The sequence below is a fragment of the Microbacterium ureisolvens genome (assembly GCF_015278315.1).
GTDB classification, from domain to species: domain Bacteria; phylum Actinomycetota; class Actinomycetes; order Actinomycetales; family Microbacteriaceae; genus Microbacterium; species Microbacterium ureisolvens.
Map to the genome: position 1 here is coordinate 165,456 of NZ_JADIJE010000008.1, position 25,985 is coordinate 191,440.

Genomic DNA, 25,985 nt, shown 5'->3' on the forward strand with positions numbered 1-25,985 from the left:
GAGTGACGGAGACCATCCTGGCCGACGCGGGCGCTTCGCGCACCCGGTGGGTGCTTTCCTCAGCCGCGGCCGGCGAACTCCGCGAGGCGTTCACGACCGGGGATGATGTGCTCCTTCAGGCGCGTGCGCGCCGCGAGCACCGCCGGATCGTCGGCGCGTTCCGGCGGGATCCGGGAGGGGTTGAGCGGCGTGGTGTTCGACCAGTCGCGCAGGTCCGTCTCCCTCGTCATCGCGAGCGACGCGTCGCCGCCGATCACCTGCATCATCGCCCAGTCCGCCGGAGTGTCGGAATAGGGCGACGGCCGGCAGATGCGGTTCTTCTCGTCGTCATCGTCGCGCGTGGCCTCGACATAGCCGGCCAGGGCGGCGCCGAAGCAGGGGAACCCGACCCGCACGGGCTGCGGCGTGATCGCGTCGGGGGTCCAGATGGGCCGCAGCCCGGGGTACTTCAGGCCTTCGGCTGCGCAGTGCACCACGAGCGCGCCGGCGGGTACGCGCACGTCGCCGTCTGCGAATCGCAGGCGGCCGGGCGCGGCGGCGCGCAGGTGTCCGCGGCGGATGACGTCGCCGATCTCGCGCACGAGGTCGAGCTCCCACGTGGCGAGCGTGGGGGTCTTGGCCATGGTCGGCGTGACCCCGCGATCGATGCGCAGCATGACGCCGGCATCCTCCAACCGCAGGAACACGTCGTCGGCGCTCGAGGCCGCCGCAGCAGCCGCCATCGTCTCGGCCGCCATGCCGAGGAAGATCGCCGGGTCGGGCTGGACGACCGCGCGGTTCAAGAGCCAGGGATCGCGTGCCCTCACCCAGGTGATCGCGTCCGGCCGCACGCCGTTGTGCAGCAGCCACACGCAGGTGTCGGTGGCGGTCTTGCCGGCGCCGACGATGACGAAGTGCTCGGGTGCCTCGGTCAGCCGGACCAGCTCGTTGACGGCGACGACCCGCGCCCCGTCGTCGACCGCGAAGGGGGCGGGAGTGAGCGACGGGATGTCGGGCGCCAGGTACCGCCCGTCCACGATGCGTGCCCCGGGGGCGTGGCAGCGCGCGCCGCTCAGCAGCGAGACGAAACGGCCGTCGCCGAGGTACTCGCAACGGCCGTGGAAGGCGACACGGCCCGTGGCGGTGAGACGCCCGAGCACCCGGTCATAGTAGGCGCACACCTCTGCCGCGCTCGCGCGCTCGTGGAGGCCGCGCTCGGGACCGTCCTCCTGCACGCGGCCGCCGCCGAGCAGCGTGGAGGCGACGCCGTAGAAGGCCGACGCCTGGTGGAGGCGGACGAAGCCGTAGGCGTCGAGCCAGTGGCCACCCGCGCCGTGGCGGCGATCGACGATCGCGACCGAGACGTCGGGATCGTGAGCGGTGAGGGCGTCGACGAACGCCATCCCCATCGCCCCCGCCCCGACGACCACGTAGTCGACGTCGACGACCGCCTCCATGCGCTCATCAGAGCAGTGTGCGGCGCACGCGTCAATGGGGGCGGGTGACGACAGCGTCGGAGGGGTGAGGGAGGACGCTCTTACGCCAGGCACCCCTTCGCGGGCAAGGGCGCGCTGATGATTCCCGTCTGGGGTGCGCCTCGCCGACAATGGTGCCGTGAGCGACACCGAGGAGCAGTACGGCGATCGATCCGCGGCGCTGGAGAGCGAGCAGTCGCTCCCGCACCCGGATCCGCATCGAGGGATCGTGCTGGTCGTCGGAGTCCTGGCGACCGTGGCGTTCGTGGTGCTGCGATTCATCGTGGCGCTCGGCGGGCACAACCCGCTGCCGATGGATGTGTGGTGGCACGACCTCATGGTCGCCACCTACAGCGATGTCGGCATCGTCGTCGCGTGGGTTCCTGCCATCGTGGGCGGGACGATCGGTGTGATCATCATCGGGATCGTGCTGGTGGGCGTCTTCCTCTGGCGACGACGGCGATGGGATGCCGCGAACCTCGCGCTCGCGATCATCACCGTCGTCGCGATCGGGGCGCCGATGGCCGCCATCATCGCTCGCGTGCGCCCGGAGAACTCGCTGGCCGAGACCGTGGCGACGTCGTTCCCGTCCGGTCACACCGCCGTCGCGACAACCCTCGCGGTCACCCTCGGCCTGCTCCTGCGTCGCTGGTACGTGTGGCTGCTCGGTGCGCTGTGGATCCTGTTCATGATGTGGAGCCGGACGTACCTCTACGCGCACTGGCTGAGCGACGTGATCGCGGGCATGCTCGAAGGCGTGGCGGTCGCCACACTGGTATGGAGCGCGGTGCAGGCGCTGCGGGTGAGGCGAGCCATGGCCGCCTCCCCGCCGCGGGAGTCGTGAGTGGTTCCGCGCTGGATTTCAACCCCCCGTTTCGCGCCGCGCCGCCTGGATACGCTTCGCGCATGACCACTGCGAAAAGCGCGGCGCGGGCCGCGCAGGAATCACCCGTGTTCCGTACCATCGCCCGCATCGGCTACGTCGTCCTGGGCATCCTGCACATCGTCATCGGCGCGATCGCGATCACCGTCGCGATGGGCGGCAGCGGCGAGGCTGACCAGGGCGGCGCCATGGAGACCATCCGCGACACGCCGGCCGGCGTACTGCTCCTCTGGGCGATCGCGATCGGGCTCGTCGCGCTCGCCGCCTGGCAGATCGCCGAGGCCTTCCTCGAGCGCGAGGCCGACTCGAAGAAGAAGTGGGGCCACCGGATCAAGTACATCGGCACCGCCGTGGTGTACATCGCGATCGCGATCACCGCGATCGTCTACGCCCTCGGCGGCAGCTCGGACTCGTCGCAGTCGACGCAGACCTTCAGCGCGCAGCTGATGAGCACGCCGGGCGGGCTCATCCTCCTCGTCCTCGTCGGGCTCATCGTGCTCGGCATCGGCATCGCATTCATCGTCCGCGGGTTCACCCGCGCGTTCGAGAAGCACCTGGAGCTGCCGGCCGGCGTCGCCCGCAAGGGCATCGTCACCTTCGGCATCGTGGGCTACGTCGCCAAGGGGATCGCTGTCGGCGTGACGGGGGTCCTGTTCGTCGTCGCGGCGCTGACCCACGATGCCGAGGCCGCGGGAGGATTGGATGCCGCGCTGCACACGCTCGCAGAGCTCCCGTTCGGCGCGGTGATCCTCTGGGTCGTCGCCGCGGGCCTGATCATCTACGGCCTCTTCTGCTTCGCCCGGGCGCGATACGCGCGGATGTGAGCAGGCAACCGGGGCCGCGGACCGAGCAGTCCGCGGCCTCCGGTGCGCCACGGGCACGCGGGTGCCGCCTCGCGACAGCGCGCCCCTCTCGATCAGGGCGCGGTCGCGTCGTCGAGCAGCGAACGTGCCAGACGCGTGGATCCGGCCACGGCGGCCGGCATGGTGGCGACGGCGCCGAGCGGGACGAGGAAGCAGAGCTGCGTCGCGACGCCGAAACCGAGAACGCGGGACCGGTGGCTCCGCAGCAGTCGGCGCCGCGCGGCCCGACCGATCCCGCGCGCCGTCAGCGCGCGCGAGGAGAGTTCGTCCGCCAGCAGCCAGCCGGTGAACAGCACCGCGAAGATGGTGCTGAGCACGGCACCCACCACGGGGATCAGGCCGATCAGCACGGCCGCGGCAGCGATCGCGACACCCCGGGCGATGAGGCCCACCGCGTCGCCGACCGAACGCCAGAAGCCGTAGGGGGACTCGATGCCCGATGGCCCGAGATCGGTCTCGACCGCACGCCAGATGCGCTCATAGAACGGTTCGCCCACCACGAGCGTCAGCGCGGTGAATGAGACGGCGACCAGCACGAGCGCCGCACCGAGCAGCGCGGTGCCGACGGCCACACGGAACACCGTCGCCCAGACGCCGGGCCACCCGTCGGCGAAGGGCGTCACCGCCTCGGTGATCGCGGGGAGGAATGTCCCGAGCGCGATCAGTCCCGACAGGAACAGCAGACCCACGATCGCGGCCGGCAATAGGCCGAGCGCCATGAGACCCGGGCGACGGCGCCAGTAGGCGAATCCGTTTCCCAGCAGGCCGGCTCCTCGGACGAACTCGCGCATCTCCATCACCCTACGTCGCCGTCGCGGGGAGCAGGACAGGGGCGGTCGTCCGGCTACAGCGGTGCCGGGGGATGCAGATCGCAGCCGCCGCGTCAAGCCCTTCTTCGCGGAGGTCGGCGTCCGCCATCTTTATCGTGACGCGCAGGATGCGCGAACAGCCGCAGGGGGAGGGTGCGATGCTCGCGACACCGATCACCGGGGACCAGGTCCGTCGGCCGGAGCTGCTGTGGGTGGGGTCCGGGGCCTGGGTGGCGTGCGACCCGGCTGTGGATACGAGCGACCCGCGCCGCGTGCTCGCCTACCTCGAGTGCAAAGACGGTCGCGTCTACCTGCTGTGGGTCAGTGGCTCGGCAGGCGTATGCGAGTTCGACTCGCTGCGCGACGCGCTCGATCAGATCTCCGAGCGACTGTCCATACCGCAGAGCTGAGGGGGGGCGCGCCGTCACGCGGCCGGGGCGGTGGCGTGGGTCACTGTGCTGAGGACGTCTTCGAGGAAGCCCGCGACGATGCGGGCGTCGCCGGTCGTGAGTCCGTCGGCGATCGTGCGGAGTCGCGTCGTGAGCGGATCGAGGTGATCCGGGTCGACGTTGCGGTCGAACGGACGCACCAGCTTCTTCCTCCGGTCACGCGGGTGGTTGCCGACCACGACGAGGCCGCGCGCGACCAGTCGGTCGATGAGCGCCGTCCCCGATGCCGGCGACAGATGCAGGGCGTGTGCGATGATGCCCGGGGTGATCTCTTCGGTGTCGACCCGCTCGAGCAGATAGCGCATGGCCGCCCGGTCACTCTCGTTCATCCCGGTCTGCTGCTCCCGTTGGCGGGCGAGCTTGGCTTCCGCGAGGCGCAGACGTTCCAGAATGCCCGCGACGTCGGGTCGTGCGTCATCCGCCGTTCTGGTCGACATCGTTCCTCACCGTCCGTCCGGTCGTCTCTCGAATCCTATTATTCCCACATCCTGGACTATTCGGTCACGAAACACTTGCTTTTCGAAGCTATGGTGATGAAATTCTCATTATCGTATTATTCGATCTCGAACTAACATGGGAGTACCCTCCGAAGGGAGAACCTCATGGCTCAGCTGATCTACGGCGCCGACGGTGCCGCGATCGAGATCCCGGAGCATCTGCTCGTGCACGTCAAGGCCGTCATCGCCACCAAGCTGCGTCGCAACGAGAGTTTCATGATGTCGTGGCGGCATCCGGACGGCAGCGGTCGGTCATCGATCTGGCTCCAGCCGGCGATTCCCCTGCGGTTCGTGTTCGACACCCCGGAAGAGGCCGTGATCGACCGAGAACTCCTCAGCCGCCTCGCGGCGGCGGCGAGCTCGAACGGCGGACTGACCCTCGAACTGGAGGAGGTCTCAGTGATGCCGTCGTCGAGCGCGAAGGCTGCCCGATCGGGCGCAGCGACGCCGAAGGCCGCTCAGCCGGCGGCGTGACCCGCCGCCCGGCAGCCCCGGGGCGTCCTGAACCAGGCGCCCTCAGCGGCCGCGGGCGCTGCTCTGAGGGGCCGTCCGCCCGCCCGTTCGGCGGGTCACTCGGAGATCTCGGCAACGGTCTCGCCGGCGTCCTCGGCCGACAGCGAGAGCGCGATGTCCGCCTGACTGATGATGCCCACGAGTTCATGGTCATCGATCACCGGCAGCCGGCGCACCTGATGGCGCTTCATCACATCGAGCGCTTCCTGGATGTCGTCATCCGCGCCGATGGTGACCGGCTTGCCCTGGCCGAGGCTTCCCGCGGTGGTCGATGAGGGGTCGCCGCCCTCGGCGATGCATCTGACCACGATGTCCCGGTCGGTGAGCATGCCTTTCAGTCGCTTGTCTTCTCCGCAGATCGGCAGTGCTCCGACGTCGAGCGACGCCATGAGGCGGGCGGCGTCGACGAGCGTCTCGTTCTCGCCCACACAACGGGGGTCGGGAGTCATGATGTCCCTGGCGGTGGTCATCGGTCCTCTCCTTCGAATCGTCCGGGTATGCCCGGGTGTTCTCGGTCGTCGGCGACGGTACGTGCGACCACACCCGCGGCTGAGGGGCTTGACAGCTGGGAACAGCAGGCGTAGCCGGACCTTTCCCCGAGCGCATGACGGTGCCCCGTCGTCCACGACGGCACGTGCCAGGGCCCTGCCCGTCTGTCAACCCCCTCACACCTGAGCGCCTGCGGGGTTCATGCTCGGCCGCATCACGGCTCGAGGAGGAGGCCCGACGATGAGCGACACAGCGCCGCGCGATGTCGCCGGCGAACGCGCCAGCCTCCGCGTTCGTCACACCGAGCGTCCGCGCTCCGCGGAGCAGCCCGGCGATCCAGCGCGGGGCACGTCTGCGGAGCAGAGCGCCGAGCGCCGCCTGCGCGAACGACGCTTCGACCCCGGACCGGTCGCATCCGCTGACCGGAGCGAGTGGGCCCCGGGAGGCGACATGGAGCACGAAGGCATCCACCAACTGGTGTTGACCCCGCTCGCCGACCGTTCCTGGCGTCTGTGCGATCGCAACGTGGTGCGCGGTGACGCGGCCAGCCTGGTCGCGTACGTCGAGCTGCTCGACACCGGGACCTATGAGGCCGTCTGGGTGTCTCTCGGTCTCGGAGCTGCGCGCTACGAGTCGCTCGATGCGGTGTTCCTCGCCGCCATGGAGCTGCTCGACCACCCCTGCGGCACCCGGTCCTTCAAGCCTGCCCCGATTCCCCACCGCCCACCCGCTCGCAGCTGACCCACCGTGATGTCGCCGGTCGGTGGCAGGATGGGGCCATGCCCGAGTCGCCGGAGGTGGAGGCCCTCGCGCGGTTCCTCGGTGCCGAGGCATCCGGTCGAGAGATCCGCGATGTCGACGTGCTCGAGTTCCGCACCGTGAAGACGCGCGGTGCGCCGCCGTCGGGGCTGGCAGGGCGGACGATCACCGGTGCGACGCGCCACGGCAAGCATGTCGAACTCGTCCTCGACGGTGTCAGCCTGGTCGTCTCGCTCGGCCGTCACGGGTGGATGCGCTGGGTCGACCCGCTCGCGGATTCCCCCGTCGGCGACCCGGCAGACGCCGTCGACCCGCCACCGGCACTGGCGACCTTCGGGCTCTCCGGCGACCGGACGCTGGAGGTGACGGATGCCGGTGACTGGGTCTCGCTGGGCTTCTATGTGGTCGGCCACGCGGCCGATGTGCCCGCCATCGCCAAGCTCGGCCCGGACCCCGCCGATCCAGGGTTCACACGTGAGGACTTCGACCGCGCGCTGGGCCGTCGCCGAAAGCAGATCAAGGCGATCCTGCAGGAGCAGGAGTCGCTGGCCGGCATCGGCAATGCCTACTCCGACGAGATCCTCCATCTGGCCAAGGTGGCACCTGTCGCCCACGCCGCGACACTCGATGCCGAGGGTGCCGACCGCCTGTTCGAGGCGACGGTCGCGACCGTGCGGGGTGCGATCGAGGCGAGGAACGGTGTCCCGATCGATCGCCTCAAAGCCGAGAAGGTGGCTGCCATGCGTGTGCACGGTCGCACCGGCGAGCCGTGCCCGGTCTGCGGCGACACCATCCTCGATCTCACATTCTCGGGCGCCTCGGCGCAGTACTGCCCGACCTGCCAGAACGGCGGCGAGCCGCTGTGATCGAGCGGCGCTGACGCTCGCGCGATCGCGCAACCGCCTCGGTGACCAGGACCTCGGTAGCATGGTCGTCATGACGACTTCGCAGCAGCCCGCCCCGATCACCCTCGCCCCCGTGCCCGATGAGAAGAACCTCCTCACCGTCGTCGAGTCCGCGGGTTCCTGCTGCGGCGGCGGCAGCTGCAGCATCGACTGATACCGCGTTCGAGATCCCGACCCCTCGCCGTCGATGACAGACGAACAGCTGCACATCACCCCGCGAGTGGGCCGCATCCTCATGTCGGAGGAGGCGATCTACGGACTCATCCTCGTCTCCGGCATGATCGTCGTGAGCGGCTCGTCGAAGGGGACCTCCTGGGACGCCCTCATCACGGTGGCGATCACCGTGCTCGTCTTCTTCGCCGCGCACGTCTTCGCCGGCACCCTCGGTCGTCTGGCGGCCACGGACGGACGGGCGGGGCTCCGCGCGAGTCTCCGGGCATCGGCTCATCAGTCGGGCGGGATGCTGCTCGCCTCTGTGGCGCCGCTCGTCGTCCTGCTCCTCGGTGCCACGCGCGTCATCGACGACTCGTTCGCCCTGTGGACGGCCCTGATCGTGAACACCGTCCTGCTCGGTGCGCTGGGCTGGATCGCCGTCGCGCGGTGGAGCACGCACTGGCTGCCACGCATCCTCAGCGCGGTCATCACCGCCGCGTTCGGCGGCGTGCTGATCCTGCTGAAGGCGATCATCCACCACTGACGTCGCGGGCGACCGCGCCCGGTGCGCGCAGAGCCGCCGTGAGTGCCGGACTCAGGCCGGGCACGTCGTCGACGGGGACGGCGAGCGCCTGGAGGGCCCTGCTGAAGTAGTTGCGCGCTGCCGCGGCGAGGGTGATGTCGACGATCTGCCGATCGCTGAAGCCGACCGCCCGCAGGCGCAGCGTGTCGGCGTCTGTCATCGACGCGGCATCCGTCGACAGCTTCTCGGCGTACGCGACCACGGCGAGGTCCGCCTCGTCGAGGTCGGCGTCGGCATGGTCCCGGACGAGCCGGGCGAGCTGGTCCTCGTCGAAGAGACCGGCCCGCAGGCTCTTGCGCCCGTGCGCGAGCAGGCAGTGCTCCGAGCCGACGGCGCGCGCGGCACCGAGCGTCGCCAGTTCGTACGTGCGCAGGCCGATCGAGGGCACGATCGCGTGGATCAGGTCTTCGAAGGCGTGGTGCGCCTCGGGGTTCACCGCCATCGCGCGCGTGTGCGCGAAGACGAAGCCGTCGCCACGGAGGTCGCCGTCGTACATCTCGGCGACGTGGCCGGTCGCGTCGTCGATCTCCGGTGTGCTGACGATCATCGTGCTGCCTTTCCCGTGGGAGCTTGGGGGCGCAACCAGAATCGCGGATGCCCCACCCCTTGTCGAGGGGCGGGGCATCCGCGTGATACGTGGGGGCGAAGCCCCCGGGCTCAGTGGCCGACGGGCGCGCCCATCGGCTGATCGGCCGGCTTGCGGATCAGGAAGGCCCCGACAAGGAGCGGCAGCGAGAGGATGGCGGCGATCAGGAACGCGGCGTGCGTGCCGGCTGCTCCTGCCGCGACCTCGGAGGCGCCCGACGCCGTCGCCGCACTGGTGGCGGCGGCCATGACGCCGAACATCAGCGCGATGCCCGCTGCGCCCGCGACCTGCTGCACGGTGCCGACGACGGCCGAACCGTACGAATAGAACCGCGGCTGGAGCGATCCCAGCGACGCCGTGAACAGCGGCGTGAACGACAGCGCGAGCCCGAGCGACAGCACGGTCTGCGTGACGGCGATCACCCACACCGGCGTCGCCTCGGTGAACGTCGTGTACACCCACAGCATGCCGCTCGTGATGACCGCGCCCGGCACCAGCAGCACCCTCGTTCCCCAGCGGTCGTAGACCCGGCCGATGAGCGGGCCGGCGAGTCCCATCGCGAGAGCGCCGGGCAGCACCACCAGGCCCGCGGTCAGCGCGTCCACGCCGAGGACGTCCTGAAGGTAGAGCGGCACCACCGTGATCGCGCCGAAGAACGCCATCGACATGATCGCCATCTGGGCGATCGAGAGCGAGAAGTTGCCGCTGCGGAACACGCGGAGGTCCAGCAGGGCGTCGTCCTTGCGCTGCAGCACGACCTGGCGCCAGCCGAAGACGCCGAGCGCGACGACCCCGACGGCGAGGGACACGATCAGCGTGGTGGTCGACGCGGCGCTCGCGGCGGCGGCATCCGCTCCGCCCCCGTGCCCGCCCGCGCCCAGCTGGCTGAGTCCGAAGACCAGGCCGCCGAAACCGAGTGCCGACAGGATCACCGACGGCACGTCGATCGGTGCGTGCGTGGTCTCGCCGAGGTTGTGGATCCAGCGGGCGCCGACGACGAGCGCGACGACGGCGATCGGGAGGACGACGCCGAAGATCCAGCGCCACTCGAAGCTGTTCAGGAGCGCGCCGGCGAGGGTCGGCCCGATGGCCGGCGCGAGTGACATCACGATGCTGACGCGGCCCATCATGCGTCCGCGGATCGCCGCCGGCACGACGGTCATGAGCGTCGTCATGAGCAGGGGCATCATCACAGCGGTGCCCGAGGCCTGCACCACGCGCGCCGCGAGGAGCATGGGGAAGCCGGGCGACAGGAACGCCAGGAGCGTGCCGAGGGAGAACAGCCCCATGGCGGCGACGAACATCGCGCGCGTCGTGAAGCGGCGCAGCAGGAAGCCGGTGATGGGGATGATCACGGCCATCGTCAGCATGAACGCGGTCGTGAGCCACTGCGCGGCGAGCGCCGTGATGCCGAGGTCGACGATGAGATGCGGGATCGCCACGCCCATCGTGGTCTCGTTCAGGATCGCGACGAAGGCGGCCGCCAGGAGCAGCCAGATGACGCGGCTCTCCTCAGTGCTGAGCTTCGGCGTGCCGTCGGCCGACCGGCTCGAGACGGCGGGGAGGCTGCCGGTGCCGGGGGTCGTTTCGATGGCGGCCATGGGTCGTCTCCTCGAGGCTCGGATGGGCAGCGATGTGCCACCCGAGGATGGCAAGCCTTCAGGATAACCACAGGTTCCGACATCCCATTCCCGATCCGGGAACGGATGCCGGCGGTCAGCCGACCCGCCGGATCAGCGGTCGGAGCGCTCGGCCTCCGGGCCGTTCCAGTCCTCCGAGCCGATGGCGTCGGTGGGCTCGGCTTCCGGCTCGCGATCCTCGATGTTCTTCGGAAGCGGGTTGACGACCTCCTCATGCGGGATCGCCTGGAGCTCGTCGATCTCCTTGCGCAGCTCGGCGAGGTCGCTGCCGTCGTGTTCGGGCCGGTCGGGAGTCGAGTTCATGGCACGAGCCTAGCGTCGGCGACGCTGATTAGGCTGGCGGAGTGAGCATGCGCGGCGGTGGTGGCGGGGGAGGGCACCCCGGGTTCCGGCCCGTCGACACCGAGGCGCAGCGCAAGGCCAACGCCGAGGCGCCCGAGATCCCGAACCTGGGCCGGCGGGTGGTCGCGCTCTTCCGCCCCTACACATGGCCGATCGTCGTCACCGGCATCCTGGTGGTGGCCGGCGCCGGCATCGCGGTCATCCCGCCGCTGCTGGTGCAGAAGGTCTTCGACGACGCGCTGTTCCCCGTCGACGGGTCCGCGCCCGACCTCACGCTGCTGTGGCAGCTGGTGGTGGCGATGATCGCGCTGTTCCTCCTGTCCGCCGCGGTGGGCGTGGCGCAGACGTGGCTGACCTCCACGGTCGGCAACCGCGTGACCGGCGACCTGCGCGTGAAGCTCTTCGACCACCTGCAGTCGATGGAGCTCGGCTTCTTCACCCGCACCAAGACCGGCGTCATCCAGTCCCGACTGCAGAACGACGTCGGCGGCGTCTCGGGCGTCCTCACCAACACCGTCACCAGCATCCTCGGCAACACCGTCACCGTGGTCGCCTCGCTCGTGGCGATGATCCTCATCGACTGGCGGCTGACCATCATCGCCGTCGTGCTGATGCCGTTCCTCGTGATCGTTCAGCGCCGCGTGGGTCAGGTGCGCGCACGAATCGCGGGCGAGACGCAGGAGTCGCTGTCGGAGCTGACCTCCATCACGCAGGAGACGCTGAGCGTCTCGGGCATCCTGCTGTCGAAGTCGTTCAACCGGCAGCGCACCGAGTCGACGCGCTACGCCGACGAGAACGTCAACCAAGTGCGCCTGCAGGTGCGGCGGGCCATGAGCGGCCAGGGCTTCTTCGCCGTCGTGCAGGTGATCATGGCGAGCGTGCCGGCGATCATCTACCTCGTGTCGGGCTACCTGATCGGCGGCGGCACCGACGCGATCACCGCCGGCACGATCGTCGCGTTCACGACGGTCCAGGCGCGCCTCCTCATGCCCCTCATGGGTCTCATGCGCGTCTCGCTCGACCTGCAGACCTCGTCCGCGCTGTTCGCCCGCATCTTCGAGTACCTCGATCTCGTGCCCGCCATCCGCGACGCACCCGACGCGGTCGACGTCGCCGACGCGCCGGGTCCGCTCGGACGCATCGAGTTCCGCGACGTCGTCTTCCGGTATCCGGATGCCGCCCCCGACGCCCGCGCGACGCTGCAGGGCGTGTCGTTCACGGCGGAGCCGGGTCAGCACGTCGCCTTCGTCGGCCCTTCGGGCGCCGGCAAGACCACCGTGCTGTACCTGACGCCGCGCCTGTACGAGGCATCCGGCGGGTCCGTCCTCTTCGCCGGCGAGGACGTGCGCCGGCTCCACCAGGAGTCGATCGTCGACCACGTCGGCATCGTGTCGCAGGAGACCTACCTCTTCCACGCGACGATCCGCGAGAACCTGCGGTACGCGAAGCCCGACGCGACGGATGCCGAGCTCGAGGCCGCCTGCCGCGCCGCCAACATCCACCACGTGATCGAACGGTTCGAGAAGGGGTACGACACCGTCGTCGGCGAGCGCGGCTACCGGCTCTCGGGCGGCGAGAAGCAGCGGATCGCCATCGCCCGCGTGCTGCTCAAGGACCCGCCCGTGCTGCTGCTGGACGAGGCCACCTCGGCGCTGGACACGGTGTCCGAGCGCGTCGTGCAGGAGGCGCTCGACGCCGCCGCGCGCGGCCGCACCACGCTGTCGATCGCGCACCGGCTGTCGACGGTGATCGCCGCCGACGTGATCCACGTGGTCGAAGCCGGCCGCATCGTCGAATCCGGCACGCACGCCTCGCTGCTGGCGGCCGGCGGGCTGTACGCCGAGCTGGCGGCGCAGCAGCTCGCGACGACGAGGATCCTCGAGGCCGAAGCCGAGGTGGAGGACTCCGAGCCCCCGGCCGACCACCCCGAACGTCGCGCCGACACGGCGCCGGACACCCCCGTCGTCGCCCCGAGCGAAGTGCTCGCCGCGGGTCGCGGCAGCGTCGGCGACCCCGAGTCCGATCAGCGCTGAGCGCGCCGCGCGATCTCGGCGAGCCACCCGCAGGCGCTCACCAGCGGCGGGCTGACCTCACCAGAGCCGCGCGGCTGCCACCGCCGTCGCCGCGGGGTCGCTCAGGACCGGATCGCCCGAACGCGACCACAGTTCGCGGGCGAACGCCCCGAGCTCGCGCCGGTACGCGTCGTCGGCGTGGTCGCGCGCGAGGTCGACGAGGGGCGGCAGGTCCATCGCCAGGATGAGACGCACGCGGGCTGCCGCGGCGCGAGTCTGACCGGCGGCATCCAGCACCGCGATCCCGCCGCCGAGCGCCTCGAGGTAGTCGCGCAGCACGGGCAGCTCGCCCTTGTGCTGCGTGATCGACGAGCCGTCGGCGCGCTCGCGCCACTCCACCACGACGTCGGGGATGACGTCGAACGCACGGGCGCGTGTGTACATCTGCTGTGCGACGATCTGGTCCTCGTAGGCCTTGCCGACGGGAAAGCGGAGGCCGGTGCGGTGCCACAGGTCGGTGCGGCTGACCTTCGACCACGCGACGATGTTGCCCGATGCCTCGGGGTGGTCGGCGAGGGTGGTGCCGACGCGGGCCGGATCGGTGGCGGCGGATACCCACGGCTGCACACCGCCGGCCTCGTAGCCGCCGGCGGTGTCGGGCCGCAGCCGCACGTAGGCTCCGACGGCGAAGTCGCTGCCGCTGGCGGTCACCGTGCCGACCAGGCGCTCGAGGGCGTGCGGAGTGAGCCGGTCGTCGGCGTCGAGGAATCCGACGAAGGGCGTGCGCACGAGGTCCAGCGCGGTGTTCCGCGCCGCCCCGAGCCCGCTCTGCTCGCGGTGGTGCACGACCTGGAACCGCTGGTCGATCGCCGCTGCGGCGTCGAACAGCGCGCCCGTCTCGTCGGTCGAGGCGTCATCGACCAGGATGGCCGTCCAGTCGGTGCGCGTCTGGGCGCGCAGCGAGTCCAGCGCCTCGGCGGCGTAGAGGGCCACGTCGTAGCCGGGGACGATGACGGTCACGGCGGGGGGCACCGTCCGATCCTATGGGCGACCCGCGGACCCGGGCGCGGCAGCGCACGCGTATGACACCGCGTCACGGAATCGGATCCGCAGGAGCGGAGCGCCGCTGCGACACGCCGATCCGGCGTCGGATCGCGCGGCGCGCCGCGCTCCGCGGCCCGCACGAGCGGATCCGATCTTGCGTCGGCGTGCCGATCAGCGCACGGCGGCGACGGATGCCTCGACCGCGTCGGCGACGGCATCCAGGGGCGCGTTCAGCCAGCGCGGGAACGTGAACCTCACCGCGGTCTGCGCGATCTCGGGCGCGATGCCCATCGCCACGAGCACGTGAGACGGCTCGTCGCTGCCCGCCGCGCACGCGGAGCCGCTGGAGGACACCACGCCGCGGCGTTCGAGTTCGAGGAGCACCGCCTCGCCGCTCGTGCCCTCGAACGTGAAGCTGGCGGTGCCTGCGAGGCGGTGCACCGGGTCGCCGGTGAGGCGCGCCGAGGGCACGCGCTCGCAGACGCGGGCGATGAAGCGGTCGCGGATCGCCGAGACGCGAGCGGATGCCTCGACCCGCTCGGCTTCGGCCAGCTCGAGCGCGGTCGCGAACCCGACCGCTCCCGCGACGTCCTCGGTGCCGCTGCGGCGCCCGCGCTCCTGCCCGCCGCCGTGGAGCAGGGGCTCGAGCGGGACGCGGCCCCGCACGCCCAGGACCCCCATGCCCTTCGGGGCGCCCAGCTTGTGGCCGGCGAGCGAGATGGCGTCGTAGCCGAGCTCCTCGGCCGAGAGCGGAAGCCAGCCGGCGGCCTGCACCGCGTCGAGGTGCAGCGGGACGCGCGCTTCGCGGGCGACGGCGGCGAGGGCCGCGACATCCTGCACCGTCCCGACTTCGTTGTTCGCGTACCCGACGCTCACCAGCACCGTGTCGTCGCGCAGGGCGGCGGTCGCGGCATCCGTCGACACCCGCGCGTGCTCGTCGACCGGCACGAGCGTCGCGTCGTACCCGTGCACGCGCTCGAGGTAGTCGACCGACTCGAGCACCGACTCGTGCTCGATGGGGGTGGTGACCACGTGCGCGCGCCGGTCGGGGCGCCGCTGCGCCGCCGCGATCGCGATGCCCTTGACCGCGAGGTTGTTGGCCTCCGTGCCGCCCGAGGTGAACACGATGTCGCCGCTGCGGAGGCCCAGCACGCGCGCGACGCGCGAGCGGGCGTCGGCGAGGGCGTCGGCGGCAGCCTCGCCCACGGTGTGATGGCTCGAGGGGTTGCCGTACCAGCGGGTGAGGTACGGCATCATCGCCTCGAGGACTTCGGGGCGAACCGGCGTCGTGGCGGCATTGTCGAGGTACAGCATGCTCATGGCGGTATCCAGCAGCTCAGTCGGCGTCGATCCGCACGTCGAGGCCGAGGTCGAGGGCGCGCGCCGAGTGGGTCAGCGCACCGACCGAGATGACGTCGACGCCGGTCTCGGCGATCGCCCGCACGGTGTCCAGCGACACGCCGCCGGAGGCCTCCACCGTCGCGCGTCCCGCGACCTGCGCGACGCCGGTGCGCAGGTCGTCGAGCGAGAAGTTGTCGAGCATGATCGTGCCGATGCCGGCGGCGAGCACGGGCTCGATCTGCTCCAGCGAGTCCACCTCCACCTCGATGTGCGTCGTGTGGGGGAGGAGGTCCTTCGCCGCGAGCAGGGCAGCCGTCGTCGAGACGCCCTTCTGTGCCAGCACGGCGAGGTGGTTGTCCTTGGCCATGACAGCATCCGACAGGGAGTGACGGTGATTGCGCCCGCCGCCGTCGCGCACCGCCTTGCGCTCGAACGCCCGGAGTCCGGGCGTGGTCTTGCGCGTGTCGGCGATGCGGGCCCCGGTGTGGGCCACCTCGGCGACGTACGCGCCGGTGAGGGTCGCTATGCCCGACATCCGCTGCACGAAGTTGAGCCCGATGCGCTCGGCGGTCAGCACGCCGCGCGCGGGGCCGGTCACCACCGCCAGCACGGCGCCGGGCTCGAACCACTCGCCGTCCAGGGCGACGAGGTCGACCTCGATCGCGGGGTCGGTGAGGCGGAAGGCTGCCTCGAACACGTCGCCGCCCGAGAACACGCCGTGCTCCCGGGCGACCAGGTCGGCGCGGGCGACGGCGTTCTCGGGGATCAGCGCCTCGCTCGTGAGGTCGCCCCACGGCGCGTCCTCTTCGAGCGCGGCAGTCACGGCGCGGTCGATCACGGCACGGGTCAGCATGCGACGGCCTCCTCAGGGGCGCGGCTGGGGCGGGCGCTCCTCACGACGGGCGCCGTCGCCCGGACGGTGCGAACGGATGCCTCCGCCGAACCGGAATCCTGAGCAGCTGCGACCGACGGGTCGTCGGAGCGGAAGTGCGCGCCGACCGACTCGCGGCGGGCCAGCGCAGCGGACACGAGGTGCTCGGCGACCAGGAGCAGGTTCTCGTCCTCGTAGTCGCGCTCGGAGACCGGGAGGCGCTGCTGCGCGCGCCACGTCGCGATGACGGATGCCGCGTGCCCGAGCCCCGCTGCATCGCGCACGAGTCCCGCGTGATCCCAGAGGAGCTCCTGCAGCGCCGCGCGCGAGAACGCCCCGGCCGCGCTCGTCATGCCGCTCGCGGGATCGTCCGCCGCCTGTGCGCGGGAGAGGGCGGAATCCGCGTGCGCGCGTGACGGCCGGAGAGAGGGGGCGGGCCAGGATCCGGATGCCGCGTCGGCGGCGATGACGTCGCCGGCGCGCGCCCCGAACACCGCACCTTCCAGCAGCGAGTTCGACGCGAGGCGGTTGGCGCCGTGCACGCCGGTGCGGGCGGCCTCGCCCACGGCGTAGAGCCCGGGGATCGTCGTGCGTCCGAGCAGGTCGGTCGCCACGCCACCCATCAGGTAGTGCGCGGCCGGCGTGACGGGGATGGGTTCCCGCGCCCAGTCGAGGCCGCGCTCTCGCACAGCGCGATCGATGGTGGGGAAGCGCCGCGCCAGGAACGCGGCGCGCTCGCCGGCCTCGGCGAAGTGCAGGCCGGTGGCATCGAGGAAGACCGGACGGCCGTCCTGCGCCTCCATCTGCCGCGCGATCGCGCGGGCGACGACGTCGCGCGGCGCGAGCTCGCCGTCCGGGTGGGCGTCGAACGCGAACCGCCGGCCGTGCTCGTCGACGAGGGTCGCGCCCTCGCCGCGCACCGCCTCCGACACCAGGAACGCATCGCGGTCGTCGCCACCGGGGAGACCCGCGGCGTCGGCACTGCCTTCCAGCACCGTCGGGTGGAACTGGAAGAACTCCAGATCGGCGGTCGCCGCGCCGGCGCGGATCGCGGCGGCGATGCCGTCGCCGGTCGCGACCTCGGGATTGGTCGAGTGCGCGTACAGCTCTCCTGCGCCGCCGGTGGCGAGCACGACGGCGTCGGCCTCGAGGATCAGGCGGTGGCCGGGTGCGGCATCCGTCTCTCCGATCAGCAGCTCGACGCCGGTGACCCGGCGAGCCAGGGGATCCGCGCCGAGACCCGGCGCGCGGTCACCGGTCTCGGTGTGGGCTCCCGGGTTCGACGGGTTCTGGACGAGGTCGACGAGGAACGCGTGCTCGATCACCTCGACGTCGCTCGCGCGCAGCCGGGCGACGAGCGCCTTCTCGATCGCGGTGCCGGTGGCGTCGCCGCCCGCGTGCAGGATGCGCGGGTACGAGTGCGCGGCCTCGAGGCCCTTCACGAGACCGCCTTCCGCGTCGCGGTCGAACGCGACGCCCAAGGCGATCAGCTCGCGGATCCGTGCCGGCCCCTCGCCGACGAGCACGCGCACGGCCTCGGGATCGCCGAGGCCGGCGCCGGCGACGAGCGTGTCGCGCACGTGGTCCTCGGCGCGATCGTCGTCGAACATCACGCCGGCGATGCCGCCCTGGGCGTAGCGGGTGTTGGCGTGCTCGAGCACGTCCTTCGTGACGAGCGTGACGCGGCAGCCGTGCTCGACGGCGTGCAGTGCGGTGAGGAGCCCGGCGATGCCCGATCCGACCACGACCGCATGGGGCGTGGCCCCGCTCGTGCGCGGCGCCGTCATGACGCGTTCTCCCACGCGGCCGCGGGAGCTGCCGGGGGCTTGGCCGCCAGCATCCGCTCCAGTGCCACCCGTGCCGGGTCGGCGACGTCCTGCGGAACCGTGATGCGGTTGCGCACGTCGCCCTCGACCAGGCCCTCGAGCACCCAGGCGAGGTAGCCGGGGTGGATGCGGTACATCGTCGAGCACGGGCAGACCACGGGGTCGAGGCAGAAGATCGTGTGCTGAGGGTGGTCGGCCGCGAGGCGCTGCACCAGGTTCACCTCGGTGCCGATCGCGAAGGTGGTCGGCTCGGTCGCGGCCTCGATCGCCTTGCGGATGTAGTCCGTCGAGCCCGCCTCGTCGGCGGCATCGACCACCTCCATCGGGCACTCCGGGTGCACGATGACGCGCACGCCCGGGTGCTCGGCGCGCGCCTTCTCGATCTGGTCGACCGAGAAGCGGCGGTGCACCGAGCAGAAGCCGTGCCACAGGATGACGCGTGCCTCGGCGAGATCGTCGGCGGATGCCCCGCCCAGCGGCTTGCGCGGGTTCCACATCGGCATCTGCTCCAGCGGCACGCCCATCGCCTTCGCCGTGTTGCGGCCGAGGTGCTGGTCGGGGAAGAAGAGGACGCGGCGGCCGCGCTGGAAGGCCCACTCGAGCACCGTCCGCGCGTTCGAGGAGGTGCACACGATGCCGCCGTGGCGGCCGACGAAGCCCTTGATCGCGGCCGAGGAGTTCATATACGTCACGGGGACGACGGGCACGAGGCCGTCGGCATCCACCGCATCCATGTCGCCGTAGATGTCTGCCAGCTGCTCCCAGCAGTCCTCGACCTGGTCGATGTCGGCCATGTCGGCCATCGAGCAGCCGGCGGCGAGGTTGGGGAGGATGACGGCCTGGTCGGGGCGCGACAGCAGGTCGGCGGTCTCTGCCATGAAGTGCACGCCGCAGAACACGATGGCCTCGGCATCCGGGTGCTCGAGCGCCGCGTTCGCGAGCTGGAAGGAGTCGCCCACGTAATCGGCGTGCACGACCACCTCTTCGCGCTGGTAGAAGTGACCGAGCACGACGACGCGGTCGCCGAGGGTGGACTTGGCGGCCCGGATGCGCTCGGCGAGCTCGGCCTCGGACGCCTCGCGGTACTCGCGCGGCAGCTCACCTTGGCGCGGCGAGCCGGTGGGGATGACGTCGCCCATCGACGAGCCCGGACCGTAGCCGGGGCGCGCGTCGAAGTCCCAGGGGCCCGCGGCGAGGTCGGTGTTGCACGTCTGGCCGACCTGCGCGCCGGCGATGATCGCCTGGATCGCGTGGTCCACCGAGGGATCGGTGCCGGCCGGCTGTGCGAGGGCGGCGTCGAGTCGGGGCTGGAGGGTGATGTTGACGGCAGGCATGTCGGGCGCTCCGTTCGGTCGGGTCAATGGCGGCTGTCGAGCGGGCCGCGGTCGGCGAGCTCGACGTCCTGGTTGTAGCGGTAGAGGCGGGCGGGGCGGTGGCTGCCCGTGCGGAAGCGGTCGGTCGGGATGAGGGTGCCGGAGTTCTCCACCTGACGGCGGAAGTTGGCCGGGTCGAGCTGACGCCCGAGGATCGCCTCGTACACCTCGCGAAGCTCGGCGAGGGTGAACTCCTCGGCGAGCAGTCCGTGTGCGATTCGGCTGTAGCCGACCTTGTTGCGCAGGCGCCACAGCGCGTAGTCGACGATCTCGTTGTGATCGAAGGCGAGCTGGGGGAGATCCGCGGCGTCGAACCACCGCACGTTCTCGACGGTGCTGTCGGTGATCTCGTCGGCGCGCAGCAGCGCCCAGTAGACGATCGAGACCACGCGGGTGGGGGAGCGCTCGACCGCTCCGAACGCGTACAGCTGTTCGAGATAGCTCGGTGCCAGCCCGGTCGTCTCGGCGAGAGTGCGGGATGCCGCGGCATCCAGGCTCTCCGCGATGTCGAGCCATCCGCCGGGCAGTGCCCACTGCCCTTCATGCGGATCGCGTGTCCGGCGCACGAGGGGGAGCACGACCTGGTGAGCGTCGCTGCCCGGAAGGCGGCGCAGCGTGAAGATCACGGTCGAGACCGCCACGCGGGTCGCGTCGGCGGGGGACTGGGGCTCAGGGCTTGTTCTGGTCATCATGACTCTAACTCTCGGGATCGATCATAGTGTCATGATGACCAGAAGCCAAACGCCGGCCGTAACAACGCGGGCGAAGGTCACTCGAGGCGAACTGTTGCCAAGACGTGACGTACGCGCCGCACTCAGGGGGTGCGAAGCGGAGGGAATGTTTGTTAGGTTTACTAACACACATTTGTTAGGACTCAGTACTTAATGAATGCCCTCGGGTGCCCCTCGCACTCCTCCCTGCAATGCCGCACGAGAGAAAGAACCAACGATGATTCGAAACGCGAAGCGCCGAGCGGCGCTCATCGCCGTGGCCGGGGCTGCGGTCCTCGGCATCGGCCTGTCGGGCTGCGCCGGTGGCGGCGGCGACGACAGCGGCGACTCCGAAGGACGCACGCTGCGGGTCTGGGCCGGTAGCCAGACGCCGATCGAGGCCAACTTCAACCCGTTCTCGCCGACCGTCCTGCACGCCGCGCTCGGCCCGATCTACGAGCCGCTGTTCTTCTACAACAAGACGTCCGACGAGGCGCCGCAGCCGATGCTCGGCGAGAGCTTCGAGTACAACGAGGACGGCACCGTCATCACGGTCACGCTGAAGGAGGGCGTGAAGTGGAGCGACGGCGAGGACTTCACCGCCGACGACGCAGCGTTCACGTTCAACTACGAGCCCAACCAGCGCGACGGCCTGATCTCGGCCGAGGCGACGGACGAGAGCACGGTGGTCCTCACCTATGAGACGCCGCAGTTCACCAACGAGTTCCAGATCCTCGGCACCACGTGGATGCTGCCCGAGCACGTCTGGGCCGAGGTCGACGACTACACCACCTTCACCGACGAGGAGCCGGTGGGCACCGGCCCGTACGTGGTCGACAAGGTGACGGATGCCTCGTACACCGTCGTGGCGAACGAGAACTTCCGCGAGGAGGGCGTCCCCGCCATCAAGAAGGTGCAGTACATCGGCATCGACGCGAACCAGTCCGCTCAGGACCTCCTGACCGCCGGCGAGCTCGACTGGACCGGCATGTTCGTGCCGAACCCGGACTCGGTGACCTCGAACGGCGTCATCAGCATGCTGAACACGCCGCAGGACCCGACGGTGCTCTACACCTGCTCGAACGCGGAGCTCGGCTGCACCGGTCCGCAGACCGATGTCGCCGTCCGCCAGGCGCTCAACGTCGCGATCGACCGCGGCACGATCAAGGAGAAGGCGTTCGTCGGTCTCACCGGTGACATCTCGCCGACCTTCGCGCTGCTGCCGCGTGACCAGAAGTGGGTCGCCGACCCCGCCAACGAGATCAGCCCGCAGTCGCCCGACGCGGCGGCCGCCGGTGAGATCCTCGAGGCCGCCGGCTACACCAAGGGCGGCGACGGCTTCTACGGCAAGGACGGCGCGCCGATCGAGCTGAGCCTCGTCTCGGTCGACGGCTGGACGGACTACAACGACGCCGCGAAGCTCATCAGCGAGCAGGCTGCCGAGGCCGGCATCAAGGTCAACGCCTCGACGGTGCAGTGGCAGGAGTTCTCGGACGCGCGCCAGACCGGCCAGTACCAGCTGATCATGGGCGGCGTCATCGGCACGTCGGTGGCAGACCCGTTCCAGATCTACAAGGACTGGTTCGCCGGTGAGTCCACCTCGCAGGTCGGCGAAGAGGTCCCGACCGGTCGCTGGAACTTCAGCCGCTACGACAACCCGATCGTGAACGAGGCCGTCGCCGCGGCCGCAGCGACGAACGACGAGGCCGTCAAGCAGGAGGCCTACGCCGCGCTGCAGACCGAGATCGTCCGCGACCTGCCCTACATCCCGCTGGTCATCAACGCCACCCAGACCTTCTTCAACACGAAGGACTTCACGGGCTGGCCGACCGAGGACGACCTGTACGCCTTCCCGCCCGCCTGGGGATCGGTGGCCGCCGGCTACGTCCTGCAGCACCTGGAGCCGGTGAAGTAATGCAGAACCGGGCAGAGGCCGCGGCGAGGAGGAGCAGGCCGCAATGAAGTTCTATGCGCGGCGGATCGCGTTCTACGTGGTGACACTGTGGGCGACGATCTCCCTCAACTTCCTCCTGCCGAGGCTTCTGCCCGGCGACCCCGCCGACATCCTGCTCGCGAAGATGCAGCGAGCCGGCGGCGAGATCAGCGAGACCACGGTCCGCAACATCAAGACCCTCCTCGGCGGCGACTCCTCGTCGATGTGGGATCAGTACGTCGCGTACTGGGGCCGGATGCTTCAGGGGGATCTGGGCATCTCCATCACGAAGTACCCGGCCCCGGTCACCGACCTCATCGCCGCCGCCCTGCCGTGGACGCTGGTGCTGGTGGGCCTCGCCACCGTCATCTCCTTCGTCCTGGGCGTGGGGGTCGGCGCGTGGGTCGGCTGGCGCCGGGGCACCTGGGTGGACCACCTGGTGCCGTTCACCACCGTGCTGCAGTCCATTCCCTACTTCTGGCTCGCCCTCGTGCTGGTCGCGATCTTCTCGGTCGCGCTGAGGTGGTTCCCGATCTTCGGCGGCTATGACGTGTGGGAGTTCCCCGAGGGACCCGAGTGGAGCTGGGACTTCATCGGCAGCGCGGTGTACCACGGCTTCCTGCCCGCTCTCACGATCGTGCTCAGCTCAGTCGGCGGCTGGCTGCTCGGCATGCGCAACATGATGGTCTCGACCGTCTCGGAGGACTACATCGTCACCGCCGAGGCCAAGGGCCTCAAGCCCATGCGCATCCTCCGCACCTACGCGACCCGCAACGCCGCCATCCCGTCGATCGCCGGCTTCGGCATCTCGCTCGGCTTCGTCGTGGCCGGCTCCATCGTGATGGAGCAGGTGTTCACCTACCCCGGCATCGGCAAGCTGATGATCCAGTCCGTGCAGAACAGCGACTACGCGCTCATGCAGGGTGTGTTCCTCGTGATCACCATCGCGGTGCTCGCAGCGAACTTCATCATGGACATCGTCTACGGATTCATCGACCCGAGGGCGCGCCACAATGTCTGAGAGGCTCGAAGTGACCGACTCGTCGACCACCGATCTCGAAAGCGTCCCCGAGACGCTGTCCGATCGCACGATCGATCCCGCGATCATCGCTCCCGGCGCGATGATGTCTCCGCCCGTCGACGCCGACGTCGACGCGGCGCGCGAAGAGGCGCGCGCCGCCCGTCGCGGCTTCCGGCAGCTGCTGCCCCGCATGTCGCTGAAGCTCGCCCTCGGCCTCACCATCGTGATCGGCATCACGCTGTTCGGCATCCTGGCGCCGCTGTTCGCACAGGACCCGATGAACTCCGACAACCCGGCGCTGTCGCCGCCGAGCGCAGAGCACTGGCTCGGCACGACGAAGCTCGGCTACGACGTGCTCGCCCAGCTCGCGTGGGGCACCCGCGGATCGCTCATGGTGGGCATCGTGGCAGGCCTCATCGCCCTCATCCTGTCGATCGTGTTCGGCATCATCGCCGGCTACAAGGGCGGCTGGTGGGACGAGATCCTGTCGCTGTTCACGAACATCATGCTCGTGATCCCGGGACTGCCGCTGGTCATGGTGATCGCCACCTACATACCCGGACGCAGTTGGATGCTGGTGGCCCTCGTCCTCGGAATCACCGGGTGGGCAGGCTCTGCGGTCGTGCTGCGCGCGCAGGCGCGGTCGCTCCGGTCGCGCGACTACGTGGCGGCCAGCCGAGTGGCGGGGGAGAAGACGGCGCGCATCATCCGGGTCGAGATCCTGCCGAACCTCCTGCCGCTGCTGGCCGCCCAGTTCCTCTTCGCCATCATCTTCGCGATCCTCGGCGAGGCGGGGCTCTCCTATCTCGGCCTCGGACCCACCGGATCCATCACCTGGGGCACCATGCTCAACGACGCGCAGACCGGTCAGGCGCTCGGAACGGGCGCCTGGTGGTGGTTCGTGCCGCCGGGCCTCATGATCGCGCTCCTGGGCGCCGGCCTCTCGCTGATCAACTTCTCGATCGACGAGATCATCAACCCCAAGCTGCGGCTCGCTCCTGAGAACGCCCGCCGGGTGCGCCAGGCCAAGCGCGCCGGCCGCGGCGTCGAGTCGACCCGCGTCGCGAACGGAGCCGAAGCATGAACGGCGATGCCGTCCTCACCGCGAGGAACGTCTCCATCGAGTACGAGGTCGATCCGCCCGTGAAGGCCGTGCGCGACGTGTCGCTCACGCTGAACCGGGGTGAGATCCTCGGCCTCGCCGGCGAGTCGGGCTGCGGCAAGTCCACGCTCGCCTACGGCGTCAACCGCCTGCTGAAGCCGCCGGCGCTGATGACCTCAGGTGAGGTCGTCTTCCACGACCGCTCCGGCGAGGACATCGACGTCGTGGGGCTGAAGGACGAGCAGCTGCGCCAGTTCCGCTGGGACAAGGTGTCGATGGTCTTCCAAGGGGCGATGAACTCCCTCAACCCCGTGATCAACGTGCGCGCACAGCTGTTCGACGTCTTCACGACGCACCGGCCCGAGATGTCCAAGCGGCAGAAGCAGCAGCGCAGCGAAGAGCTGCTCGAACTGGTCGGCGTCGACCCGAAGCGGCTGACGAGCTTCCCTCACGAGCTGTCCGGCGGCATGCGCCAGCGCGTCATGATCGCGATGGCGCTCGCGCTCGACCCGCAGGTCATGATCATGGACGAGCCCACCACGGCACTCGACGTCGTGGTGCAGCGTGGGATCATCCGCGAGATCATGCGCCTGCGCGAGAAGCTCGGGTTCGCCGTCATCTTCATCACGCACGATCTGCCGATGCTCATCGAGATCAGCGATCGCATCGCGGTCATGCTGCAGGGGGAGATCGTCGAGCTGGGAACGGCCACGCAGATCTACCGCGATCCCCAGCACGAGTACACCAAGAAGCTGCTGTCGAGCTTCCCCAGCCTGCGAGGCGCGCGCGGCGACTTCGTGCGCACCGGCGCGCAGCCGGTGTCGGCGGGGCTCGGCTCGACCGCGGGCACCGTCGAAGGAGGCGTCGCATGACCGCCGAGAACCCCGCCGCCGACCGGCCGCGCACCCTCGAGGCGCGCAACCTCGTCAAGGACTTCCGGCTGCGCAGCGGGCTGAAGTTCTCGACGCTCCACGCGGTCAAGGACGTGTCCTTCACGCTCGAAGCGGGCCGCACGATCGCGCTGGTCGGGGAGTCCGGCTCGGGCAAGTCGACCATCGCCCGCATGCTCGCCCGGCTCGAGACGCCTACGAGCGGTCAGATCCTGCTGGACGGCACCCCGGCGGGGGGCCGCAGCCGCGAGATCGCGAAGTACCGCGGCGACGTGCAGATGGTGTTCCAGGACCCCTTCGCCTCGCTGAACCCGTTCCACTCCATCGCCCATCACCTCGAGCGGCCGCTGCGGATACACAACCCAGGCATCGGCAACGACGAGGTGCGCCGCCGTGTGCTCGAGCTGCTCGATCGCGTGCGGCTCACCCCGACCGACAAGATGGCCGAGCGGCGACCCCACGAGCTGTCAGGCGGCCAGAGGCAGCGGGTCGCGATCGCTCGTGCGCTTGCCCCCGGCGCGCAGTTCATCATCGCGGACGAGCCCGTCTCGATGCTCGACGTGTCGATCCGGCTGGGCGTCCTCAACCTGCTGGCCCAGCTGCAGCGCGAGGATCACCTCGGCGTGCTCTACATCACCCACGACCTCGCGACGGCCCGGCACTTCTCGGACGAGATCCTCGTGATGTACCGCGGCGACATCGTCGAGCGCGGCCCCGCCGACCGGGTGATCCTCGAGCCCGAGCACGAGTACACGCGGACGCTCCTGGGCGCGGCCCCGGATCCCGACAATCAGGGACGCCTTCGCGACGAGGTCCGGAGGGAGCTCGCGGGGCAGCAGGGCTGAAGCGCTGCGCCCCAGGCACGCTCAGGCGAAGCCGTCTCGGCGCGGGCTTCAGCCGGCCGCGCGCAGCCCTGCCCGGGCGCGCCGGCGAGCCT

Annotated in this window: 27 protein-coding genes; 14 read left to right on the forward strand and 13 right to left on the reverse strand. The window is 70.4% G+C overall.

Annotation, left to right across the window (positions count from 1 at the left end; translation table 11 throughout):
• Positions 1 to 59: 59 nt before the first annotated feature.
• Positions 60 to 1,436, reverse strand: a complete 1,377-nt coding sequence (locus IM767_RS13605) for an NAD(P)-binding protein (RefSeq protein WP_109210916.1) — start codon at positions 1,434 to 1,436, stop codon at positions 60 to 62.
• Positions 1,437 to 1,593: 157 nt separating this feature from the next.
• Between IM767_RS13605 and IM767_RS13610 the strand changes: the two genes are divergently transcribed.
• A complete protein-coding gene (locus tag IM767_RS13610; RefSeq protein ID WP_239453354.1) occupies positions 1,594 to 2,298 on the forward strand; it encodes a phosphatase PAP2 family protein in 705 nt (234 codons plus the stop codon).
• Between the two features lie 62 nt (positions 2,299 to 2,360).
• Positions 2,361 to 3,161, forward strand: coding sequence for a DUF1206 domain-containing protein (locus tag IM767_RS13615; protein WP_109210917.1), 801 nt, complete (start codon positions 2,361 to 2,363; stop codon positions 3,159 to 3,161).
• A gap of 92 nt (positions 3,162 to 3,253) precedes the next feature.
• On the opposite strand, the gene IM767_RS13620 is transcribed toward IM767_RS13615, so the two are convergent.
• On the reverse strand, positions 3,254 to 3,991 hold the full coding sequence (locus tag IM767_RS13620; RefSeq protein ID WP_109210968.1) for an EI24 domain-containing protein: 738 nt from the start codon (positions 3,989 to 3,991) through the stop codon (positions 3,254 to 3,256).
• A 146-nt stretch (positions 3,992 to 4,137) separates the two neighbouring features.
• On the opposite strand from IM767_RS13620, the gene IM767_RS13625 reads away from it, so the two are divergent.
• Positions 4,138 to 4,419, forward strand: coding sequence for a hypothetical protein (locus IM767_RS13625; RefSeq protein ID WP_162564307.1), 282 nt, complete (start codon positions 4,138 to 4,140; stop codon positions 4,417 to 4,419).
• Between the two features lie 14 nt (positions 4,420 to 4,433).
• On the opposite strand, the gene IM767_RS13630 is transcribed toward IM767_RS13625, so the two are convergent.
• A complete protein-coding gene (locus IM767_RS13630) occupies positions 4,434 to 4,895 on the reverse strand; it encodes a MarR family winged helix-turn-helix transcriptional regulator (protein WP_109210919.1) in 462 nt (153 codons plus the stop codon).
• A gap of 165 nt (positions 4,896 to 5,060) precedes the next feature.
• On the opposite strand from IM767_RS13630, the gene IM767_RS13635 reads away from it, so the two are divergent.
• Positions 5,061 to 5,429, forward strand: a complete 369-nt coding sequence (locus tag IM767_RS13635; protein ID WP_109210920.1) for a DUF7882 family protein — start codon at positions 5,061 to 5,063, stop codon at positions 5,427 to 5,429.
• A gap of 95 nt (positions 5,430 to 5,524) precedes the next feature.
• Here IM767_RS13635 and IM767_RS13640 read toward each other — a convergent pair whose 3' ends face one another.
• Positions 5,525 to 5,938, reverse strand: coding sequence for a CBS domain-containing protein (locus tag IM767_RS13640; RefSeq protein ID WP_109210921.1), 414 nt, complete (start codon positions 5,936 to 5,938; stop codon positions 5,525 to 5,527).
• Between the two features lie 259 nt (positions 5,939 to 6,197).
• On the opposite strand from IM767_RS13640, the gene IM767_RS20835 reads away from it, so the two are divergent.
• The 4 genes from IM767_RS20835 to IM767_RS13655 all read left to right on the forward strand — a co-directional run bounded on the left by IM767_RS20835 (position 6,198) and on the right by IM767_RS13655 (position 8,318).
• Positions 6,198 to 6,698 carry a hypothetical protein gene (locus IM767_RS20835; protein ID WP_239453356.1) on the forward strand — a complete coding sequence of 167 codons (501 nt, stop codon included), beginning with the start codon at positions 6,198 to 6,200 and terminating at the stop codon, positions 6,696 to 6,698.
• Positions 6,699 to 6,736: 38 nt separating this feature from the next.
• Positions 6,737 to 7,582 (forward strand): DNA-formamidopyrimidine glycosylase family protein, encoded by an 846-nt coding sequence (locus IM767_RS13650; protein WP_109210922.1) that lies wholly within the window; start codon positions 6,737 to 6,739, stop codon positions 7,580 to 7,582.
• Between the two features lie 70 nt (positions 7,583 to 7,652).
• On the forward strand, positions 7,653 to 7,775 hold the full coding sequence (locus IM767_RS21040) for a hypothetical protein (RefSeq protein ID WP_275426024.1): 123 nt from the start codon (positions 7,653 to 7,655) through the stop codon (positions 7,773 to 7,775).
• Positions 7,776 to 7,808: 33 nt separating this feature from the next.
• Positions 7,809 to 8,318, forward strand: coding sequence for a hypothetical protein (locus IM767_RS13655; RefSeq protein ID WP_109210923.1), 510 nt, complete (start codon positions 7,809 to 7,811; stop codon positions 8,316 to 8,318).
• On the opposite strand, the gene IM767_RS13660 is transcribed toward IM767_RS13655, so the two are convergent.
• From IM767_RS13660 to IM767_RS13670, 3 genes are all read right to left on the reverse strand, one after another.
• Complete coding sequence (locus IM767_RS13660; protein WP_109210924.1) at positions 8,305 to 8,904, reverse strand: carboxymuconolactone decarboxylase family protein; 600 nt, start codon at positions 8,902 to 8,904, stop codon at positions 8,305 to 8,307. The two genes, IM767_RS13655 and IM767_RS13660, sit on opposite strands and share 14 nt — an antisense overlap.
• Before the next feature lie 110 nt (positions 8,905 to 9,014).
• Positions 9,015 to 10,544 carry an MDR family MFS transporter gene (locus IM767_RS13665; RefSeq protein ID WP_109210925.1) on the reverse strand — a complete coding sequence of 510 codons (1,530 nt, stop codon included), beginning with the start codon at positions 10,542 to 10,544 and terminating at the stop codon, positions 9,015 to 9,017.
• A 132-nt stretch (positions 10,545 to 10,676) separates the two neighbouring features.
• Positions 10,677 to 10,886, reverse strand: a complete 210-nt coding sequence (locus tag IM767_RS13670) for a hypothetical protein (RefSeq protein ID WP_109210926.1) — start codon at positions 10,884 to 10,886, stop codon at positions 10,677 to 10,679.
• Positions 10,887 to 10,933: 47 nt separating this feature from the next.
• Here IM767_RS13670 and IM767_RS13675 point away from each other — a divergent pair, with 47 nt between their 5' ends.
• On the forward strand, positions 10,934 to 12,958 hold the full coding sequence (locus IM767_RS13675; RefSeq protein WP_109210970.1) for an ABC transporter ATP-binding protein: 2,025 nt from the start codon (positions 10,934 to 10,936) through the stop codon (positions 12,956 to 12,958).
• A 57-nt stretch (positions 12,959 to 13,015) separates the two neighbouring features.
• Here IM767_RS13675 and IM767_RS13680 read toward each other — a convergent pair whose 3' ends face one another.
• From IM767_RS13680 to IM767_RS13705, 6 genes are all read right to left on the reverse strand, one after another.
• Entirely contained in the window at positions 13,016 to 13,969 is a 954-nt protein-coding gene (locus tag IM767_RS13680; RefSeq protein WP_109210927.1) for a glycosyltransferase family 2 protein, read from the reverse strand.
• A gap of 183 nt (positions 13,970 to 14,152) precedes the next feature.
• Positions 14,153 to 15,295, reverse strand: a complete 1,143-nt coding sequence (locus IM767_RS13685) for a cysteine desulfurase family protein (RefSeq protein ID WP_109210971.1) — start codon at positions 15,293 to 15,295, stop codon at positions 14,153 to 14,155.
• Positions 15,296 to 15,317: 22 nt separating this feature from the next.
• On the reverse strand, positions 15,318 to 16,175 hold the full coding sequence (gene nadC / locus IM767_RS13690) for a carboxylating nicotinate-nucleotide diphosphorylase (protein ID WP_109210928.1): 858 nt from the start codon (positions 16,173 to 16,175) through the stop codon (positions 15,318 to 15,320).
• Positions 16,169 to 17,980: an L-aspartate oxidase gene (nadB, locus tag IM767_RS13695; RefSeq protein WP_109210929.1), complete on the reverse strand. Its 1,812-nt coding sequence runs from the start codon at positions 17,978 to 17,980 to the stop codon at positions 16,169 to 16,171. Before nadB ends, nadC begins: the two co-directional genes overlap by 7 nt.
• The gene (gene nadA, locus IM767_RS13700; protein WP_162564308.1) at positions 17,977 to 19,353 is read right to left on the reverse strand and encodes a quinolinate synthase NadA; all 1,377 of its coding nucleotides are present in this window, start codon (positions 19,351 to 19,353) and stop codon (positions 17,977 to 17,979) included. The genes nadB and nadA overlap by 4 nt, the downstream gene beginning before the upstream one ends.
• Before the next feature lie 23 nt (positions 19,354 to 19,376).
• On the reverse strand, positions 19,377 to 20,081 hold the full coding sequence (locus IM767_RS13705; RefSeq protein WP_109210973.1) for an NUDIX hydrolase: 705 nt from the start codon (positions 20,079 to 20,081) through the stop codon (positions 19,377 to 19,379).
• A 259-nt stretch (positions 20,082 to 20,340) separates the two neighbouring features.
• Here IM767_RS13705 and IM767_RS13710 point away from each other — a divergent pair, with 259 nt between their 5' ends.
• The 5 genes from IM767_RS13710 to IM767_RS13730 are packed head-to-tail and all read left to right on the forward strand — an operon-like array spanning position 20,341 to position 25,893.
• The gene (locus tag IM767_RS13710) at positions 20,341 to 22,017 is read left to right on the forward strand and encodes an ABC transporter substrate-binding protein (protein ID WP_109210930.1); all 1,677 of its coding nucleotides are present in this window, start codon (positions 20,341 to 20,343) and stop codon (positions 22,015 to 22,017) included.
• Positions 22,018 to 22,060: 43 nt separating this feature from the next.
• Positions 22,061 to 23,056 carry an ABC transporter permease gene (locus tag IM767_RS13715; RefSeq protein ID WP_109210931.1) on the forward strand — a complete coding sequence of 332 codons (996 nt, stop codon included), beginning with the start codon at positions 22,061 to 22,063 and terminating at the stop codon, positions 23,054 to 23,056.
• Positions 23,057 to 23,066: 10 nt separating this feature from the next.
• Entirely contained in the window at positions 23,067 to 24,140 is a 1,074-nt protein-coding gene (locus IM767_RS13720) for an ABC transporter permease (RefSeq protein ID WP_422613778.1), read from the forward strand.
• Positions 24,137 to 25,030, forward strand: a complete 894-nt coding sequence (locus tag IM767_RS13725) for an ABC transporter ATP-binding protein (protein WP_109210932.1) — start codon at positions 24,137 to 24,139, stop codon at positions 25,028 to 25,030. Before IM767_RS13720 ends, IM767_RS13725 begins: the two co-directional genes overlap by 4 nt.
• Positions 25,027 to 25,893 carry an ABC transporter ATP-binding protein gene (locus tag IM767_RS13730; RefSeq protein WP_109210933.1) on the forward strand — a complete coding sequence of 289 codons (867 nt, stop codon included), beginning with the start codon at positions 25,027 to 25,029 and terminating at the stop codon, positions 25,891 to 25,893. Before IM767_RS13725 ends, IM767_RS13730 begins: the two co-directional genes overlap by 4 nt.
• The last annotated feature ends 92 nt before the right edge of the window (positions 25,894 to 25,985 follow it).

Coding starts and splice junctions, on each gene's coding strand:
- IM767_RS13605 (WP_109210916.1), bottom strand. CDS start 1,436: ATGGAGGCGGTCGTCGACGTCGACTACGTGGTCGTCGGGGCGGGGGCG.
- IM767_RS13615 (WP_109210917.1), top strand. CDS start 2,361: ATGACCACTGCGAAAAGCGCGGCGCGGGCCGCGCAGGAATCACCCGTG.
- IM767_RS13620 (WP_109210968.1), bottom strand. CDS start 3,991: ATGCGCGAGTTCGTCCGAGGAGCCGGCCTGCTGGGAAACGGATTCGCC.
- IM767_RS13625 (WP_162564307.1), top strand. CDS start 4,138: ATGCGCGAACAGCCGCAGGGGGAGGGTGCGATGCTCGCGACACCGATC.
- IM767_RS13630 (WP_109210919.1), bottom strand. CDS start 4,895: ATGTCGACCAGAACGGCGGATGACGCACGACCCGACGTCGCGGGCATT.
- IM767_RS13635 (WP_109210920.1), top strand. CDS start 5,061: ATGGCTCAGCTGATCTACGGCGCCGACGGTGCCGCGATCGAGATCCCG.
- IM767_RS13640 (WP_109210921.1), bottom strand. CDS start 5,938: ATGACCACCGCCAGGGACATCATGACTCCCGACCCCCGTTGTGTGGGC.
- IM767_RS20835 (WP_239453356.1), top strand. CDS start 6,198: ATGAGCGACACAGCGCCGCGCGATGTCGCCGGCGAACGCGCCAGCCTC.
- IM767_RS13650 (WP_109210922.1), top strand. CDS start 6,737: ATGCCCGAGTCGCCGGAGGTGGAGGCCCTCGCGCGGTTCCTCGGTGCC.
- IM767_RS21040 (WP_275426024.1), top strand. CDS start 7,653: ATGACGACTTCGCAGCAGCCCGCCCCGATCACCCTCGCCCCCGTGCCC.
- IM767_RS13655 (WP_109210923.1), top strand. CDS start 7,809: ATGACAGACGAACAGCTGCACATCACCCCGCGAGTGGGCCGCATCCTC.
- IM767_RS13660 (WP_109210924.1), bottom strand. CDS start 8,904: ATGATCGTCAGCACACCGGAGATCGACGACGCGACCGGCCACGTCGCC.
- IM767_RS13665 (WP_109210925.1), bottom strand. CDS start 10,544: ATGGCCGCCATCGAAACGACCCCCGGCACCGGCAGCCTCCCCGCCGTC.
- IM767_RS13670 (WP_109210926.1), bottom strand. CDS start 10,886: ATGAACTCGACTCCCGACCGGCCCGAACACGACGGCAGCGACCTCGCC.
- IM767_RS13675 (WP_109210970.1), top strand. CDS start 10,934: ATGCGCGGCGGTGGTGGCGGGGGAGGGCACCCCGGGTTCCGGCCCGTC.
- IM767_RS13685 (WP_109210971.1), bottom strand. CDS start 15,295: ATGCTGTACCTCGACAATGCCGCCACGACGCCGGTTCGCCCCGAAGTC.
- nadC (WP_109210928.1), bottom strand. CDS start 16,175: ATGCTGACCCGTGCCGTGATCGACCGCGCCGTGACTGCCGCGCTCGAA.
- nadB (WP_109210929.1), bottom strand. CDS start 17,980: ATGACGGCGCCGCGCACGAGCGGGGCCACGCCCCATGCGGTCGTGGTC.
- nadA (WP_162564308.1), bottom strand. CDS start 19,353: ATGCCTGCCGTCAACATCACCCTCCAGCCCCGACTCGACGCCGCCCTC.
- IM767_RS13705 (WP_109210973.1), bottom strand. CDS start 20,081: ATGACCAGAACAAGCCCTGAGCCCCAGTCCCCCGCCGACGCGACCCGC.
- IM767_RS13710 (WP_109210930.1), top strand. CDS start 20,341: ATGATTCGAAACGCGAAGCGCCGAGCGGCGCTCATCGCCGTGGCCGGG.
- IM767_RS13715 (WP_109210931.1), top strand. CDS start 22,061: ATGAAGTTCTATGCGCGGCGGATCGCGTTCTACGTGGTGACACTGTGG.
- IM767_RS13725 (WP_109210932.1), top strand. CDS start 24,137: ATGAACGGCGATGCCGTCCTCACCGCGAGGAACGTCTCCATCGAGTAC.
- IM767_RS13730 (WP_109210933.1), top strand. CDS start 25,027: ATGACCGCCGAGAACCCCGCCGCCGACCGGCCGCGCACCCTCGAGGCG.